At 41.8% G+C, this 15,402-nt stretch carries 28 protein-coding genes; 19 read left to right on the forward strand and 9 right to left on the reverse strand.

Annotated features, from left to right (window positions below; genetic code table 11):
- Window positions 1–9: 9 nt before the first annotated feature.
- A complete protein-coding gene (locus B0185_RS01570; RefSeq protein WP_005705604.1) occupies window positions 10–666 on the reverse strand; it encodes a LexA family protein in 657 nt (218 codons plus the stop codon).
- A gap of 118 nt (window positions 667–784) precedes the next feature.
- On the opposite strand from B0185_RS01570, the gene B0185_RS01575 reads away from it, so the two are divergent.
- The 5 genes from B0185_RS01575 to B0185_RS01595 all read left to right on the forward strand — a co-directional run bounded on the left by B0185_RS01575 (window position 785) and on the right by B0185_RS01595 (window position 3,851).
- A complete protein-coding gene (locus B0185_RS01575) occupies window positions 785–970 on the forward strand; it encodes a Cro/CI family transcriptional regulator (protein ID WP_005705808.1) in 186 nt (61 codons plus the stop codon).
- Between the two features lie 67 nt (window positions 971–1,037).
- A complete protein-coding gene (locus B0185_RS01580; protein WP_005705770.1) occupies window positions 1,038–1,784 on the forward strand; it encodes a Rha family transcriptional regulator in 747 nt (248 codons plus the stop codon).
- Entirely contained in the window at window positions 1,781–2,560 is a 780-nt protein-coding gene (locus tag B0185_RS10310; protein WP_005705855.1) for a helix-turn-helix domain-containing protein, read from the forward strand. The genes B0185_RS01580 and B0185_RS10310 overlap by 4 nt, the downstream gene beginning before the upstream one ends.
- Window positions 2,557–3,399 (forward strand): ATP-binding protein, encoded by an 843-nt coding sequence (locus B0185_RS01590; RefSeq protein WP_005705766.1) that lies wholly within the window; start codon window positions 2,557–2,559, stop codon window positions 3,397–3,399. Before B0185_RS10310 ends, B0185_RS01590 begins: the two co-directional genes overlap by 4 nt.
- The gene (locus B0185_RS01595; protein WP_005705767.1) at window positions 3,399–3,851 is read left to right on the forward strand and encodes a DUF1367 family protein; all 453 of its coding nucleotides are present in this window, start codon (window positions 3,399–3,401) and stop codon (window positions 3,849–3,851) included. Before B0185_RS01590 ends, B0185_RS01595 begins: the two co-directional genes overlap by 1 nt.
- Window positions 3,852–3,879: 28 nt before the next feature.
- Here the strand turns inward: B0185_RS01595 and B0185_RS01600 are convergent, their stop codons facing one another.
- The 5 genes from B0185_RS01600 to B0185_RS10095 all read right to left on the reverse strand — a co-directional run bounded on the left by B0185_RS01600 (window position 3,880) and on the right by B0185_RS10095 (window position 6,223).
- Entirely contained in the window at window positions 3,880–4,512 is a 633-nt protein-coding gene (locus tag B0185_RS01600; protein ID WP_005705858.1) for a BRO-N domain-containing protein, read from the reverse strand.
- A 301-nt stretch (window positions 4,513–4,813) separates the two neighbouring features.
- Window positions 4,814–5,137 (reverse strand): HigA family addiction module antitoxin, encoded by a 324-nt coding sequence (locus B0185_RS01610; protein ID WP_100208016.1) that lies wholly within the window; start codon window positions 5,135–5,137, stop codon window positions 4,814–4,816.
- Between the two features lie 15 nt (window positions 5,138–5,152).
- A complete protein-coding gene (locus B0185_RS01615) occupies window positions 5,153–5,458 on the reverse strand; it encodes a type II toxin-antitoxin system RelE/ParE family toxin (protein WP_005705597.1) in 306 nt (101 codons plus the stop codon).
- A 97-nt stretch (window positions 5,459–5,555) separates the two neighbouring features.
- Window positions 5,556–5,990 (reverse strand): type II toxin-antitoxin system HicB family antitoxin, encoded by a 435-nt coding sequence (locus B0185_RS01620; RefSeq protein ID WP_005705607.1) that lies wholly within the window; start codon window positions 5,988–5,990, stop codon window positions 5,556–5,558.
- Between the two features lie 59 nt (window positions 5,991–6,049).
- Window positions 6,050–6,223 (reverse strand): mRNA interferase, encoded by a 174-nt coding sequence (locus B0185_RS10095; RefSeq protein WP_100208013.1) that lies wholly within the window; start codon window positions 6,221–6,223, stop codon window positions 6,050–6,052.
- A 100-nt stretch (window positions 6,224–6,323) separates the two neighbouring features.
- On the opposite strand from B0185_RS10095, the gene B0185_RS10250 reads away from it, so the two are divergent.
- From B0185_RS10250 to B0185_RS10405, 8 genes are all read left to right on the forward strand, one after another.
- Window positions 6,324–6,488, forward strand: coding sequence for a hypothetical protein (locus B0185_RS10250; RefSeq protein ID WP_005705635.1), 165 nt, complete (start codon window positions 6,324–6,326; stop codon window positions 6,486–6,488).
- Window positions 6,481–7,059, forward strand: coding sequence for a recombination protein NinG (locus B0185_RS01625; protein WP_005705657.1), 579 nt, complete (start codon window positions 6,481–6,483; stop codon window positions 7,057–7,059). The genes B0185_RS10250 and B0185_RS01625 overlap by 8 nt, the downstream gene beginning before the upstream one ends.
- Window positions 7,052–7,441 carry a hypothetical protein gene (locus B0185_RS01630; protein ID WP_005705737.1) on the forward strand — a complete coding sequence of 130 codons (390 nt, stop codon included), beginning with the start codon at window positions 7,052–7,054 and terminating at the stop codon, window positions 7,439–7,441. Before B0185_RS01625 ends, B0185_RS01630 begins: the two co-directional genes overlap by 8 nt.
- A 141-nt stretch (window positions 7,442–7,582) precedes the next feature.
- On the forward strand, window positions 7,583–7,828 hold the full coding sequence (locus B0185_RS01635; protein ID WP_005705820.1) for a hypothetical protein: 246 nt from the start codon (window positions 7,583–7,585) through the stop codon (window positions 7,826–7,828).
- Window positions 7,815–8,369 (forward strand): lysozyme, encoded by a 555-nt coding sequence (locus B0185_RS01640; protein WP_005705704.1) that lies wholly within the window; start codon window positions 7,815–7,817, stop codon window positions 8,367–8,369. Before B0185_RS01635 ends, B0185_RS01640 begins: the two co-directional genes overlap by 14 nt.
- Window positions 8,342–8,683: a DUF2570 family protein gene (locus B0185_RS01645; RefSeq protein ID WP_005705840.1), complete on the forward strand. Its 342-nt coding sequence runs from the start codon at window positions 8,342–8,344 to the stop codon at window positions 8,681–8,683. Before B0185_RS01640 ends, B0185_RS01645 begins: the two co-directional genes overlap by 28 nt.
- On the forward strand, window positions 8,637–8,861 hold the full coding sequence (lysC, locus tag B0185_RS10445; protein WP_419471355.1) for an Rz1-like lysis system protein LysC: 225 nt from the start codon (window positions 8,637–8,639) through the stop codon (window positions 8,859–8,861). Before B0185_RS01645 ends, lysC begins: the two co-directional genes overlap by 47 nt.
- 184 nt (window positions 8,862–9,045) lie before the next feature.
- Window positions 9,046–9,171 carry a hypothetical protein gene (locus B0185_RS10405; RefSeq protein ID WP_005705605.1) on the forward strand — a complete coding sequence of 42 codons (126 nt, stop codon included), beginning with the start codon at window positions 9,046–9,048 and terminating at the stop codon, window positions 9,169–9,171.
- A 24-nt stretch (window positions 9,172–9,195) separates the two neighbouring features.
- Here the strand turns inward: B0185_RS10405 and B0185_RS01655 are convergent, their stop codons facing one another.
- The 3 genes from B0185_RS01655 to B0185_RS01665 are packed head-to-tail and all read right to left on the reverse strand — an operon-like array spanning window position 9,196 to window position 10,074.
- On the reverse strand, window positions 9,196–9,453 hold the full coding sequence (locus tag B0185_RS01655) for a hypothetical protein (RefSeq protein ID WP_005705748.1): 258 nt from the start codon (window positions 9,451–9,453) through the stop codon (window positions 9,196–9,198).
- 1 nt (window position 9,454) lies between these two features.
- A complete protein-coding gene (locus tag B0185_RS10410; protein ID WP_039862992.1) occupies window positions 9,455–9,691 on the reverse strand; it encodes an HTH domain-containing protein in 237 nt (78 codons plus the stop codon).
- Window positions 9,679–10,074 carry a hypothetical protein gene (locus B0185_RS01665; RefSeq protein ID WP_005705606.1) on the reverse strand — a complete coding sequence of 132 codons (396 nt, stop codon included), beginning with the start codon at window positions 10,072–10,074 and terminating at the stop codon, window positions 9,679–9,681. Before B0185_RS01665 ends, B0185_RS10410 begins: the two co-directional genes overlap by 13 nt.
- A 143-nt stretch (window positions 10,075–10,217) precedes the next feature.
- On the opposite strand from B0185_RS01665, the gene B0185_RS01670 reads away from it, so the two are divergent.
- Genes B0185_RS01670 through B0185_RS01695 form a run of 6 tightly spaced genes read left to right on the forward strand, consistent with a single transcriptional unit; the run spans window position 10,218 to window position 15,379 of the window.
- Window positions 10,218–10,649, forward strand: a complete 432-nt coding sequence (locus tag B0185_RS01670) for an ASCH domain-containing protein (RefSeq protein ID WP_005705763.1) — start codon at window positions 10,218–10,220, stop codon at window positions 10,647–10,649.
- On the forward strand, window positions 10,642–11,046 hold the full coding sequence (locus B0185_RS01675) for a hypothetical protein (RefSeq protein ID WP_005705660.1): 405 nt from the start codon (window positions 10,642–10,644) through the stop codon (window positions 11,044–11,046). Before B0185_RS01670 ends, B0185_RS01675 begins: the two co-directional genes overlap by 8 nt.
- Entirely contained in the window at window positions 11,006–12,277 is a 1,272-nt protein-coding gene (locus B0185_RS01680; RefSeq protein ID WP_039862991.1) for a PBSX family phage terminase large subunit, read from the forward strand. The genes B0185_RS01675 and B0185_RS01680 overlap by 41 nt, the downstream gene beginning before the upstream one ends.
- A 9-nt stretch (window positions 12,278–12,286) precedes the next feature.
- Complete coding sequence (locus tag B0185_RS01685; protein WP_005705700.1) at window positions 12,287–13,675, forward strand: DUF4055 domain-containing protein; 1,389 nt, start codon at window positions 12,287–12,289, stop codon at window positions 13,673–13,675.
- Complete coding sequence (locus B0185_RS01690; protein WP_005705860.1) at window positions 13,641–15,035, forward strand: minor capsid protein; 1,395 nt, start codon at window positions 13,641–13,643, stop codon at window positions 15,033–15,035. The genes B0185_RS01685 and B0185_RS01690 overlap by 35 nt, the downstream gene beginning before the upstream one ends.
- On the forward strand, window positions 15,020–15,379 hold the full coding sequence (locus B0185_RS01695; protein ID WP_005705602.1) for a hypothetical protein: 360 nt from the start codon (window positions 15,020–15,022) through the stop codon (window positions 15,377–15,379). The genes B0185_RS01690 and B0185_RS01695 overlap by 16 nt, the downstream gene beginning before the upstream one ends.
- Window positions 15,380–15,402 lie beyond the last annotated feature (23 nt).

The following is a 15,402-nucleotide window of genomic DNA, read 5'->3' on the forward strand; positions in this document are numbered from 1 at the left end:
TTCAGCTTCCTATCTCTTTCTACGATAAATACGGTGCTCTACCATTGTGCCAATAATGCGGATCTCTTGCTTACGGCTTGAAAGTTTATGATAGTCTGGATTCAGCGCCACTAATTCAAAATGTCGTCTGCCATATTGATCGATATCTTCAAGTGGTCGGTATTTTTTAAAGGTGGCGTGATATTCTTTATTGACTGCAACCACAAATTCGCCTGCAAGCGGTTGTTCTTGCGGATCGATAATCACGACATCACCTTCAATAAAATCAGGCTCCATCGAATCCCCCACAATCTGAAGGGCGAAGGCGTTTTCTGAGACATTTAAATCAGTCAGGATATAATCGTAATCCCCACAAGTTTCTCTGAGTTCCTCAACACCTGTCCATACGCCCGCTTGAACGTAGCTAATGAGAGGGACTTTATTCATTCCAATATCAGCAGGTGCGATATTGGATTCTCCCTCACCACGTAAAAGCCAACTAACATCACAACGTAAAACTAATGCAAGATCAAGAATGTTTTCAGCATTGGGTTTTGTGGTGTTACTTTCCCATTGTGATACAGCTACGTTTGACACGCCTTTGATCGCAGAGGAAACATCTTTCTGGGTTAATTTTAATTCTTTTCTACGAAGTCTAATTCTTTCGCCAATCGTTTGAGTACTCATAACAAATTCCCTTTTACTGGTGGTTGTTTTGTTAAGTTATCTTAACACTTCTTGACTTAAGTTGTCTTTAATAGTAAATTTAAGAATGCTTAAATTTTATTTATAAGAGATCAACGAAATGTATAAACCAGAAGTCATTGAATACTTTGGAACGCTAGAAAAAGTCGCTACAGCGTTAGGGATTAGTGTTTCTGCTGTTTCGCAATGGGGAACAATTATTCCAGAAAAGAATGCGTATCGCTTGCAAGAGATTACAAAAGGGCAGTTGAAAGTTCAGCACTCACTTTACCGCCCACAAAAATAAGCGGTGGATTTTAGGCAAATAAAAAACCCGTGCAGTAACACGGGTTCTATACAGGAATAAATCTTTAATGAAAGTGACAGAATTATTACCGATTACAGAAAAAAATGCAAGCTTAACGATGAGTAGTCGTGAGATTGCGGGGCTTACACATAAAGAGCATAAAAACGTATTACGCGTTATTCGTGATTTAATTGAGCAAAATTTAGTCGCTCAAATTGAGCCGCTAAAATTTGAGTATAGAAATCAATGGTTTGATTATTACGAATTAAACAAGCGAGATACTTTTGTTGTTGTCGCTCGCTTATCTCCTGAGTTTACCGCCGCTGTTGTTGATCGCTGGCAAGAGTTAGAAGCAAAACAAGCGGTGCAATTACCGCAGACTTTTGCGGAAGCCTTGCGTTTGGCAGCAGATTTGGAAGAACAAAAACAGGCGTTATTGCTCGAGAACCAGCAACAATCAACACAGATTACCTCGATGGAAAGTTATTTCCGCAATGGCATCACTGCACCGCAATTTGCGAAAGGCTTGAATGGCGTGAATTCTCAGAAAATTAACGATCATTTACAGCAGGTGAAATGGCTTTACAAAGATGGCAATAATGATTGGCGGGTGACTTCTTACGCACGTGATCGCTATATGACGGAAGAGCCTGTGCCTATTTCGCCACACGGCAAAGAGCCGTTTTTCACTTATCGCCCTGTGTTGCTACAAAAAGGGGCAGCCAAAATTTATAAGTGGTACACGCAACAGAAATTAACAATGAAATCCAATTGGAACGGTGAATTTACACAAGATAAGGCGGTGGGATTATGAGTATGTTATTAACCGCTCAGGCAATGAAATTAAAAGTGGGCAATCCTACTCGTAAATTGGTGTTGCTGAAATTAGCGGACAATGCGAATGATAAAGGTGAATGCTTTCCAAGTTATCAGCATATTGCAGATCATTGCGAGGTAAGTCGTCGTTCTGTGATTTCACACATCGATGCACTTATCAAAATGGGATTGGTGGAGAAAAAATCACGCAAAAATCAGGACGGTTCAAGTTCGAATTTGTACATTTTGCACCTTGAAAAGGGGAGTGAAAATATTGCACCCCCTAGTGAACGAATTTCACCCCCTAGTGAAAATGGTTCACTACCCCCTAGTGAAAATATTTCACCCATAACCAATCACTCTATTAACCAGTCAATTAACCAAAATAATATTGTGCGAACGGTGCAAAATTTCGAGGTGCACTTCGAACAATTTTGGCAAGCAGGGATGACGAAGGTGAACAAGCAAAAATCCCTGAAGAGTTTTAAATCTGCCTACGAGAGCCATCAGGCTAAATATCCGACCACGTTGGAGGACTTTACGCAGATGCTGGTGGACGATATTCGCAAGCGGTTAGCATTGCACCAGTTTGGCTTTGACAAGCTACACCCGACCACATACCTGAACAACTGGCGTTGGTTGGATGAATACCCATCGATTGCAACATCGCCACAACATTCGACCGCTTCCACCAAGCCAAATGCCCACGTTGGCTTTGCAGAGCGAGATTATGGCACGACAGACACGCCTGATTGGGCTAAGGACTGGGTATGACCCCTGAAGAAAAATTCCAAGAGGACCTCAAAAACCTTGAGGTACGTTTGCAAGCAGCAACGCAAGGTTTTAAACCGTTGGATGGCTGTGTGACATCAGAATCGGTGGCAAGCTGTGAACATCACGGTCATTATCGCCAATGGGTACGCCGATTTGATGCGATTGAACGGACAACCAGAACCGACTGCCCGCAATGCTTGCAAGGCGAGATTGCTCGGTTAAAACAGCGTGAAGCGGAGCGGAAAGCACGGGTGCAAGTGGGCTTGATTGCTGATTTGAAATATCACTCTGGCGTGCCAAAACGTTTTGAGAAAGCGAGCTTTGAGAACTACGAGCAGACGGAGGCGAATGCTAAAGCAAAACGATTCTGCCAAGCCTATGCGAACAAGTGGCAAGAGCGTAAGGCGAAAGGTGGTGGGCTGATTTTATGCGGGAAACCTGGTACGGGTAAGAACCATTTAGCTTGTGCGATTATCAATCACGTAATCGAGCAATACCAAGACGAAGCCTTGCTTACCACGGCGTTACGTATTGCCCGTAAAGTGAAATCCTCGTGGAACAAAAACGCAGAAGAGAGCGAAGAGCAAGTGATGCGAACCTACATTGTTCCTAATTTGCTGGTGATTGATGAAATTGGGGTGCAGTTCGGGAGCGAAGCGGAAAAAATCATTTTGTTTGAAATCATCAATGAGCGTTACGAAGCGATGAAACCGACAATTTTAATCAGCAACCTATCACAACAAGAACTTGGGGCGTATGTGGGCGAGCGAATTGTTGACCGTATGCGAGAAGGTGGCGGTGCAATGATTGCGTTTGATTGGGAGAGTTACAGAAAATAATGCAACTTGAAATGCTCAAAATGGCAGGTGGAATGCTTGCTCCGCTGGATGATATGCAAGCCGAAGCCTTGATGAAGTTCAAGACGGGGGAGCAGTACCAAGTGGAGATTAAACAGGTTCGCAATCCTGCTTTTCATCGCAAGGTATTCGCTTTCTTCAAGTTCTGTTTTGACCATTGGGCAGCGGATAAAACCGAATGGCGATATTTTGATGAACGTACTCAATTCGACACCTTCCGCAAAAATCTGACGGTGCTAGCGGGCTACAAGGTGGCGAGTTATACGATTGACGGGCGAATGCGGGTGGAAGCTCAATCACTCTCTTACGGCAATATGGAACAAGACGAATTTGAGCGGTGTTATTCCGCGTTAATCAATGCGGCAATGCAAAATATTTTCAAAGGTTGCAATGATGAGCGGATTTTAGACCGCTTGTATGCGTTTTTTTATTAAACAAAAACCGCCCCGTAGGGCGGTGTGGTTAGAATGAGCGGCGTAGTTTAGCGAGTTCGATGTTTTTTACGGTTTGCTCTCGTGTATGCGTTTTTAGGATAACTTCTACATCATCAAGGGCGAATTGCATATCTGAGACCAACTGATATTTGTAATCAGGTTTCGATGGTCGGAAGTATTCGATGTTTAATGCGTTGATGATGTCGTTCATCATCTTGCGGTATTGGTGACAAAGTTCGCTTGCGTTTTTTGCCATATAGTAGAGGTTATCAAGCATTTGTACTTTGAGCGTGATTTCAAGCGGTCTGATTTCTTCCACGTTTTGCGAATAGCTGCCTGTTTTGCGAATTTGGGGGAGGACTTCTTCAAAGACCCACGCTTCAAATCGTTCTGCTTCAGGTTTGCGAGATTTGATGATTAAGCGGTAAAGATTGGGTTCGTTGATGAATGTAATTTCTTGATTTCCGCTTGTGGTAGGGGTGTAACGTTTCGTTACACCAGCTTCTTTACAGTGATCTTGCAATGCTTTTCTTGAGTTTTGATAACCGAGAATGTTGCAAACATCTGTGCCGCAAAACCAGATTTCGCCTTTTGGATCAGTAATTGTACGAACGGGAAAATTGTGGAAATTGAATGTTGAGAATTGAACTTGAGTAGTCATCGCTTTATTCCTTTTGAGGGAAATCCCAATAATTGGGCGGTCAAGAGCTCAAAACTCGTAAAGCATCGAGCGGAGTTATTCCCTTGCGGTGTTGTATTCCTCACACTCTCGACCATTGAAAATAATTTGTATTTTTTGACCGCTTGTAATGAGCTAAGTAATGGTAAGCGCTTAGATCACTAAATCGCAGGCACAAAAAAATCACGCTGACGGGGTGAATAACCGTGCTTTATAAGGGCTTTTGAGACCCTGTGAGAAATATCCTACGCTTGAACGAGGAGCTTGTCAAGCGTAGGGGGATTTACATTGCAAAAGCTGGCATTGCTTGCCATTGATTCGCTACTCGCACGTTCGCTAATGTTTGCTGAAAGCGTTTGTTGTGGTTGAGTTCCCATAAATCCACGGCAGTTTGTAGGTTCAGCCAAAATTCAGGGCTGGTACTGAACGCTTTCGAGAGTTTAACCGCCATTTCTAAGCTAATGCGAGTGTTGTTATTGATTAGGCTGCTGGCGGTGTTGCGATGTACGTCAAGAATTTGAGCTAAATCGCCTACTTTTAAGTTAAGTGGTTCTAAAAATTCTTCTAGTAGGATTTCGCCTACACTGGTTGGTTTGCGTTCTGTAATGTTCATTGTTCGTCCTTATAGTGCGTATGTATGCGGATCTAAAAATAAATCGGACAGTGTGCCGTTTTCAAATTTGAAAATCAGACGGTACTGTTTATTCACTCGAATGGAATAGATTTTATTCTCTTTCGGTTCGAGTAGTTCAAGGTGGTTAGCTGGTGGCACTCGTAAATCGTTGATGTTTTCGGCTGCGTTGATCATATCCAATTTGCGAGCAAGCACATTGGTTAGGTTCGCAGGAATTTTACTGTGACTTTCGCCAAATTGGTAAAAGCGGTAGAGATAATCATCACGAAAATGTGAGGCGGTTAGGTTAATCATAGTTTTTCATTGTGGTTGTAGATAACAACATTTTATATTAAACGATTGCACAATGCAATTATGCAGGAGGTAAAAGTGACAAATTATTTTTCCATACCTAGTTAAGGGTTAAGTTAAAGGTCAAGTTAAGGGCTTGAGCTAAGCGGTCGAGCTTATCAATGCCGCTTTTATACCACGGGTTAAGCAAGCGTTGCATTTCTGCAGGGGAAAAGCCTGCGAGTTTGCCGAGTTCTGTTTTGCTTAGTTTACGCTTTACGCGTTCGTTGTTGATGAGCATTTTGGCTTCAACCAGCGTAGGCATTAAAACAAGGATTTCGCCTTTTTGGGGCTTTCTAGGTTCAGGGAAGATTTCTTCATCTTTGATCGCAAATTCCACTGCACCAATGAGGCTTGATTCTAATTCGGCAATGGCTTCAGCTTCTGTATCGCCTTGTACGTTGGCAAAGCTATTTTCACTAAATTGAAATGAACCAAGATAGTAAGTTTTGCCATTTTCTTCGAGTTGTTCGAGGGTTGCTGGGTAATAACGCATTATTTTCTCCGTGTTTGGTGATTAAGTGCCTAAATAAGCCCCCTTTCGAGGGCTTGGGATTATTCAATTTCTAACTGCTTTTTGATTTTGCTGACCGTTGCATCGGCAATATCTTTTGAGCTTCTTGTTAGTTGTGTGTTTTTGCCATTTCGGTATAAGCGGTAATGCTTCGTGCCTTGTTGGATTTCCACACCTTGACTTTGCAAGTATTTCAGAAATTGTCTGGGTTTCACTTAATCTCCTGTGTTTGTTTAAGATGGGGTCATTTTATACGCATAAGTATAAAAATTCAAGTGTTATTTATACTTTTAAGTAAATCTTTAAGGGGAAAAAATGAACAACAATAACGATCCGTACCGTTGCCCCGCTTGCGGTGCGGTGTTGAAAGATTGGCGGGAATTTAGCGAGAAATCGGAAATTGACAAAATCAAGCCGTTTGAATGCACGGGGTTCCGCTGTGGGATGCAGTGGAAGGAAGAGGAAATTATCAATGAATAAACCACCCAAACAGCATAAATGTAATGAGTGCGGGGCGTATTACATTAAAAAGCAGTCTACGCAGCAGGTTTGCTCGATGAAGTGTGCAATTGCATACAGCAAGCGGAAAGCGGAAGAAAAACGCAAAAAACTTGAAAAAGCTGACTGCTTGGAAGCAGGGCGAAGAATACGAGCGAGAAAAGAGGCGTTGAAAAGTCGCTCTGATTGGCTGAAGGAAGCTCAAAAGGCGTTTAATGAGTTTATTCGGCTACGAGATAAAGATTTGCCGTGTATTTCATGTGGTCGCTATCACGAAGGGCAATATCACGCAGGGCATTATCGCAGCGTGGGAGCGTGTCCTGAATTGCGGTTTAATGAGGATAATGTTCACAAACAATGTTCCGCTTGCAACAATCATTTAATCGGGAACATTTTGGAATATCGTTTGGGGCTGATTGAGAAAATCGGGCTGGAACGGGTGGAATTCTTAGAACGCAAAGACCATCCCCCATTGAAGTTGTCGGTGGAGGAAATCAAAGAACTGATTAAGGTGTATCGGGCAAAGGTAAGGGGGTTGAAGCAGGATGCGTAGTTGTGAAAATTTAACGATTGAGGAAATTTTGCAAGCGTGGGGGAAAAATTGGGCAAAGTGTCGAATTGGAACTGAATATCCGTGCGTTACACCTTCTATTCCGTTTGTGCCTATGTCTTATGTTCCTCGCTATTTGGACACGCCTTCCGATGAGGTGTATTTGTTGATTGATGAGTTTATGCGATGGCTAAAGAAGCATAAGCCAGATTATGCGTTGGTATTAGATCATAAATTTGTAGCTCGTATGGAAGATAACGATGCGGTGCGTGATTTGAAGTATCGGATTAAGTACGGCACTTATTGTAGTTATATTCGATACTCAAAGCATATGGTAAGTGGCTTTTTAGTTGCAAAGGGCGTGAATTTCAAAATAAGTGATTGACGCCGTTAACGATAAAGTATATATTTGTAATATCTTGCGATATTAGCAAGCGTAAACGCAATAAATGAATTTTACAGCCCTGATTGGTTTTCCAGTCGGGGCTTTTTTATTGCCTCGAAAACGGGGTGGAGTATGAAATCAATGTTTAAAGACCCAGGAAATCAAAGTTATCTTTGGTCGGGTTTTTCTGGGCTGCTTGCGTGGTTGGGCGATCAGAATAACCTGATGTTGCTCAGTATCACAATTGGTATTATCACAGCGGTGGTGAATGCGTATTCAAAATGTGCTGAAGGCAGAATGTTAAAACGCGAAGATGAGCGAAAAGAAGAATTGCACCAAGTTAGAATGGCTTGCTTAAGAAAGGGGTTAGATGATGAAGTTACCTAAAACAAGAACCGCTTTAGGATTCGGCACGGGTGTCTGTTCTGTGGGGGCGATTATTCCGTTATTGTTTGCCAATTTTGGCGGTGAAATTCGCACCTCTAAGCAAGGTTTGGAAATTATTGGCGATGCAGAAGGGTGTAGACGAGACCCGTATCAATGCCTAGCGGATGTACTTACGGTGGGGATTGGTTCAACAGCAGCAAGCGGTGAGAAAATCGATCCAAAACACAGATATTCTGATTTGGAAATTGCCGAGCGTTGGAAGAACGATGTTGTGATTGCCGAGCAATGTGTGAATAAATATGGCAATGGTAAACAGCTACCACAATCGGTATTTGATGCTGCAGTGTCGATTACCTTTAATGTAGGTTGCGGTGCAGTAAGTAGGTCCACGATGTTTAAGCATTTACAAACAGGCAATTACAAGCAAGCGTGCAATGAGTTTCCTCGTTGGGTCTATGCTGGCGGGCGTAAGCTACCTGGTTTAGCTGCACGCCGTGAGAAAGAGAAAGCACTATGTTTAGCCGATTTAACGTCGCGTTAACCGCAGTGATTTTGGGCTTGTGTGTTGGGTTATGGGGTCAGCATCAGACGGTATTACACTTAAGAGCCGAAAACCTCACACAAGCCCAAACGATTGTTGAGCAAGAACAAGCGAATGCCAATCTCACCATTCAACTGGAACAAGAGATTGAAGCGGTCAGACATCAGCAAGTGATGACAATTGAGTTACGCAAACAAGCAGAGGTAAAACGTGAAAGCATTAAAACGATTTTGGTTAAAGAGCCGTGTGCTCGTGTGCCTATGCCTCGTGCTGCTATTGAGCAGCTGCAGTCAAAGAGTAACAATAAAGACTGAGTACTTAGCACCACCACAAGCCTATTTAATTCCTTGCACGCAAACAGCGTTTACAGGCGAGACTTACGGAGATGCAATAGATTACCTGGTTGTAGTAATGAGCGAGCGGGATTTGTGTGCGGCCCAGGTGGATAATATTCGTAAATGGATTGAGATTAGCCGCAGCAATTTAAAATAATTTCAGTTTGTCTATTTGTTAGGACTAAATAGCCCGATCAGACATTGATGAAAATTTATTAACCCAACAAATGTAATAAACCCTGCGAAAGGTGCGAACTTTCGGGGTTTTTTCATATCCACTTACTCTACCTAAGAGGATATAAATTTGAATGAATTTTAACATATTTGAGGAGATACGCAAAATGTTAGAAATAATCGACCGCTCGGAAAAAGCCCGCAAATTCGCTTATTGTGTCGTTATTCTTGCGTTCGTCTTTGGTATGGCTTGGGCATTGCCAAGCATTATTACTGCAATTCGTTGGTGGTAGGTAAGAAAAAAGCCCAATAAGGGCTTATTCTGATTTTTCTGCTTGCAAGTTTTTAATTAGTTCTTCAAGGGTGAATTGAACGGTATAAGGATGTGGACGATAGCGTTCATCTGTTTGTGGGTCACGCATATAATTTCTTAATGTTCCGCGACTTAAACCGAGCATATAGTCAATTTTTGCGAGTGAGAAACCTGTTTTATTTTGAATGATAGCAATAAGCCCCGAAATATATTCAGGGCTAGGGTTATAAAATTCTTTTGCGTTGGGTTTTAAATTGTCCATTTTAATCCTTTAAGCTTTTTAAGAGCACTTCTAGAGTAAACTGTACTGCGTATGGGCAAGGCGTAAAGCGTTGATCTGTTTCTTCACGTAGGTAATTGTATATTGTACTGCGATTAACGCCGAGCCGTTTGGCAATTTGTGATGTAGACATGTGTTGTTGAAGCTCGGTCAAAAGCCGCGAAATATATTCGCGGCTAGGGTTGTGGTAGATTTCTGCGTTGGGTTTTAAATTGTCCATTGTGCTTGGTTGTACTCTTCAGATCGTTGAAGTGCCTCTTTTTTAACTGCTTCAATGAATGCTTTTTCTATTGAGCCGTCCCAGAGTGGCATTTCACAGGTGTTATATGCGTAAGCATCGCAGATTTTATAAAGTGCAATGCCAGTAAGCCAGTATTTATAATTAAAGCCGAATTTAAACTTTTCAATCAACAATGCGTTGTCATTATATCTTCTGTTATATGATTTGATGTTTGCATTCATTAAGCGTTTTGCGATTTCTGCAGCATCATTTTTATTGTTGATTTGATAATAGTTATTTTTGAACCAAAAGCCTAGTTTGCAGTATTCTGCATATTGAACAATGGCATTGATGTGGTTGTTGCTTAAAATCATTACTGACATAATCTTTTCCTTATTTGATAAGTTAGCGTGTGAATATCTAACAAGCCCTATTGCTTGTTGATGTGGCTATTATAGTACTTTATGTTGTCATTGCAAACATTTTTTGCTAAAATAATCTCAAATTTTTAATATAAGGTAAAAATATGAAAGCGTTATCTGTAAGACAACCTTGGGCACATTTAATCGCTAATGGTGAGAAAACGATAGAGGTAAGAAGTTGGCAAACTGATTTATTAGCGGAAATCAATTTAGAGCTTGGTGTTTCGTTTGATGATATGGGTTTTGACCGTTTGGATGTTGATTTATTATTTGATGGAGATAGTCGTTTCAGTGAGTTGTTTGAAGATGATCCAGAAGTTAAAGAGACGAAAGCATCCCTCGACGAGATTAAGGCTCACCGTAAAGAGAGTACGGAAAAATTAAAAGAGGCTAACTCTGCGGAGTTCTATTTTGTTGTGGTGTGTAAAGACGAAAAAGAAAAGCGAGAATTGCTCAAAAGTATGAAAATTCCTGCTCACGAAAGTTGGGTAAGTGCAGCTGCATTGCAAGGATTGAAGCGAGGTTCTGATGGCTGATAAGAAAAATAAAGGTGGTCGTCCTGCAACGGTTTTAAATGATGATCAACTTGCTCAAGTAGAAGCATTAGCATCATTTCTTACTTTAGACCAGATAGCAGATTATTTCTGCATTGGTAGAACTACATTTCATCGTATTATGGAACGACAAGAAGAGGTTTCGGTACGCTATAAAAAAGGGCGAACAAATGCGATCGGTACGGTTGCAAAATCTCTCATTCAACAAGCTCGTGAAGGCAATATTACTGCTCAGATTTTTTACTTAAAAACACAAGGCGGTTGGAAAGAAGGTAATCAACTTGAAATTGAAGTAAAAAAAGAACAAAAACTACCATCACTATCGGAGTTATTTGGCGATGCGACAGAAACTAAATCCGATACTACAACCGCTAATTAGCCCATTTCGCTATAAGGTGCTTTATGGTGGGCGTGAGTTGCAAAATTCGATGAGTGATTCGGTGATTAAGTTGATTGCGGACACGATCGAAGATTTAGGTTATTTGGCTGATTTTGAAGTACAACGCAATGCGATTTATTGCTTGAAAACGGGTGCTGAATTTATGTTTTATGGCATCAAAAATAACCCGAACAAAATTAAATCACTTGAGGGGATTGATTTAGTTTGGATTGAAGAAGCCGAAAACGTCTCTGATGAAAGTTGGAATATCTTGATCCCAACTATTCGTAAAGAGGGTTCTGAAATTTGGATTACGTTTAACCCGAAAAACTTGCTTGATCCAACTTACCAACGGTTTGTGATTAACCCTCCACATAATGCCTTTATCCAGAAGGTCAATTTTACTGAAAACCCCTACTTTCCCGAAACATTGCGGCTTGAGATGGAAAGCTGCAAAGAGCGAGATTTTGAGCTTTACCGTCATATTTGGCTTGGCGAGCCTGTTGCAGACAGTGATTTGGCAATTATTAAGCCTGTTTGGATTGAATGTGCTGTTGATGCTCACAAACGTTTGAACTTTACCGCAAGCGGTCGAAAAATTGTGGGCTTTGACGTTGCCGATGATGGGGCTGATGCGAATGCTATCTGTTTTGCACACGGTTCTGTGGTGCTTGGTTTAGAGGAGTGGCGGGGCGAAGATGTGATTAAATCCGCATTACGCACCCATTCAAAAGCAGTGGAATGGCAAGCAGATGAGATTGTTTTCGACTCTATCGGTGTGGGGGCAGGTGTGAAAGCAAAATACCGAGAAATTGAGACGAATCAGATCAACTGTATCGGTTTTAATGCGGGTGCTGCGGTGTTTAACCCTGATTCCTTTTACACACAAGGCAAGAAAAACGGCGATATGTTCGCCAATATTAAAGCACAAGCATGGTGGCAATTACGAGACCGTTTTTATAAGACCTATCGTGCGATCAAATATGGTGATGTTTATCCCGTTGATGAAATGATTTCACTCAGTAGCGATATACCTGACTTGGACTATTTAAAAGCAGAACTCTCTCGCCCTCGCGTAGATTACGATAATAACGGCAAAGTACGGGTAGAAAGTAAGAAAGATATGCGTAAGCGTGGCATTCCGTCGCCGAATAAAGCGGATGCACTTGTAATGTGCTTTGCCCCAATTAGACGTGATGTGCTCAAACAAACCGCCCTCAAACTCTATTAAGGATTCACTATGTCAGTTCATCTTCCCACCGCTGAAATGGTGGAATTAACCAAGAAAACCAAAATCATTGATGATTTACTCGGTGGCACGGCAACAATGCGAAAAGCCGCACAAACCTACCTTTTCCAAATGGAAATGGAAGAGCCCGATAGTTACCGCAAACGCCTTGAGCGTTCAACGCTTTATCCTGCTTTGTCGGAAACCCTTTCGCAAATGACAGGGCGTGTGTTCTTCAACCCGATTGACGTTGCCGATGTAACAGAAACAGTACAAGCCCTTTTTGATGATGTGGATTTAGTCGGCAATAACCTTGATGTGTTTGCTTCTCGCTGGTTTTATTCCGCCTTGGCGTATGGTTGCTCTTTTGCTTTGATTGATTTCGCGCGTGTTGAAGCGGTGAAAAGCCGTGCGGAAGAGAAAGCCTTAAATGCCCGTCCTTATTGGGTGCATATTAAACCGCATCAAGTGCTGGGCATTAAAACTGCACGAGTCAATGGTAAACAAGCAATTACTCAATTTCGCTATGTTGTCAATGAACAGGTTGAGGATGGCGAATTTGGCGTGAAAACCGTGAAGCACGTTTATGTGTATGAAATCGGCAAAGTGCGGAAATTTAGCGAAGCAGAGGGTGAATTTCGTTTTGAATCGGAATTGCAACTGACGGCACAAAATCGACCGCTTGATTTTGTGCCTGTTGTGCCGTTTATCACCAAGCGTAATGAACTCACTAATGCTATTGAGCCGCCTTTAATGGAGTTGGCGTATTTGAATATCAAGCATTGGTCTAGCCAATCTGATCAGGACAACATCACCAATACCGCCCGCGTGCCATTGTTAGCCGTTTTTTCTAATGAAGAGGTGAATAAACTTGTGATTGGTGGAAGTGCGGTTCATCTTCCAACAGGCAGCTCAATGCAATTTGTCGAACACTCTGGACAAGCGATTGAAGCAGGAATGGCAAGCCTGAAAGACTTAGAAGAGCAAATGAAAACTGCAGGGGCGAAGTTGCTGACCAAAACCGCCTTAGCAATGACCGACAGCCAAGCCCGCGATGAAGCAGGTAAAGAAATTTCCCAATTACGATTGCTTGCTAATCGTTTTGAAGATGCGATTGATTTAGCCTTGGAATATACAGGGCATTGGCTTGGCATTGTCAAAGAGCAAGTGGGTAACGTGCAGATTTCGGGCAACATTGAAAACGACCTTGACCCTGCTGCTTCAATGGCAAGTGTGATTCAGTTGCGTAATGCGGGCGTGATTTCGAATCAATCCACCTTTGACGAAGCCAAACGCCGTGGCTTATTGGCAGACGGCTTAGAATGGGATACAGAGCAAGAACGCCTGCAGTCGGAGGGAATGCATTTTGACCTCGAAGAAACATCAGAAACAAACACTTAGACAACGCATTGCTCATGCTTTAACTGACCGCAAAATCTTGCATTTTCGCTATGATGCCCACTTGCGACAACAGGTGTACAAGCGGTTAAATGCACTGCAAAAATTGCTGATTAACCGCATCAGTGCTATCGGTATCGAAGCCTTGCCCGCTAAAAAACTGGATAAACTGCTCACCGAACTGCAAACGGAAATTGCAAAAACGTATCAAGAAACGACCGCTTACACGCAAGACGAGTTAAGCGGTTTTTTATCGCTTGAAGCAGCCAAAATCAGCCAGCTTTATAACGATGAAATCGGCTTTGATTTGTTTAATGATGTACCAAAAGAACGGATTAAAGCGATTAAAAACGTTGCCGTGATTGAAGGGCAACCGTTAGAAGCATGGTGGAATAAACAGCGTGCCGATTTAGCCTTTAAATTTGAGGGGATTATCCGCTCTGGTGTAGCAGAAGGCAAACAAAACGGACAACTTGCTACCGAAGTGCGTGAGTTAATGAGCGTTAGCCGTCGTACCGCAGAGACTTTAGTCATTACCGCAGTGGCAAAAGTGGCTGATACAGCTCACGAAGCCTTGCGTGATGCCAATCTTGATATTCTGCAAGGTGAAGAGCATCTTTCTACCTTGGATATGCGGACTTCTACCGTTTGCCAAGTGCGTGATGGCAAGCGATGGGATTTAGACAAAAAGCCAATCGGGCATAACATTCCCTACAAACGCCCACCGTTGCACCCACGTTGTCGCAGCATTCTTCAGCTTGTGACCAAGAGCTGGGAAGAATTAGGCGTGCAAGGAATGCAAGAAATACCCACCAGCACCCGTGCTTCAATGAATGGGCAGGTCGATGAGCGGGTTAACTATGAGAGTTGGCTCAACAGTAAAACAGCTGAAGAGAAAGAGCAGATTCTGGGTAAAGGTAAAGCCGATTTATGGCAACGTGGTGTAATTACGTTTTCGGATATGTTAGACCAATCTGGCAGGGCGTTGACGTTGAGGGAGTTAGATGAGCTTTCCAATATACCCGAAGCGATTAGAGCAATAAGACGAACTCATTGGAGCGATGAATTTAAAGCGAAAACGGAAAGTATTTACTATGCTTTTGCGAAAGAAGGGATTATTATTGACTACCACGGGTTAAGTAGATTTGGAGATAGATTAGCAAAAACAGGGCTTTCACTTGAAGAGGCTATTGAATTTGTTAAGAATAACAAGCCTAACTATATTGATTCTCGTAACGGGCGTTTCGTTATTTTTGATGAAGTTTTAAAAGTCGCAGTGATTCAATCAAATAAAGATGGGCAAATAATTTCCTTTTTTAAGAAAGGTAAGATAGAAGGAAAAGATGAATGGATAAAGATTTAGCCTCTTTAATTAATGCAATAGAAAAATTTTCAGTTGCTAAAAATGATAATGACTTATTAGCTGTTTTTCCATTGTTACCAGCAGAACGTCAGGATTATCACGCACGCTTTGATTTTATGTTTATTAATGCTGATGATAATTTATTCTTTATTCTTACTACTAATTTAGCTGAATGGATTGTTGAAATCGAAGATAATGATATAGAGTACAATTCTGAAACTTATGAAATGTTAGGTAACCTTTGGAATTTACTTGAGTTTGTAAGTGATAATATTACTCAACAAGAAAAAGTAGAGGTTATTGAACAAATAAAAGAAATATTGGCTAAATTTAGTCACCGCTGAGAAGATGATTGAGCGTATTCGAG

This window comes from Haemophilus parahaemolyticus, from assembly GCF_002015035.1.
In the GTDB taxonomy this organism is placed as follows: domain Bacteria; phylum Pseudomonadota; class Gammaproteobacteria; order Enterobacterales; family Pasteurellaceae; genus Haemophilus_A; species Haemophilus_A parahaemolyticus.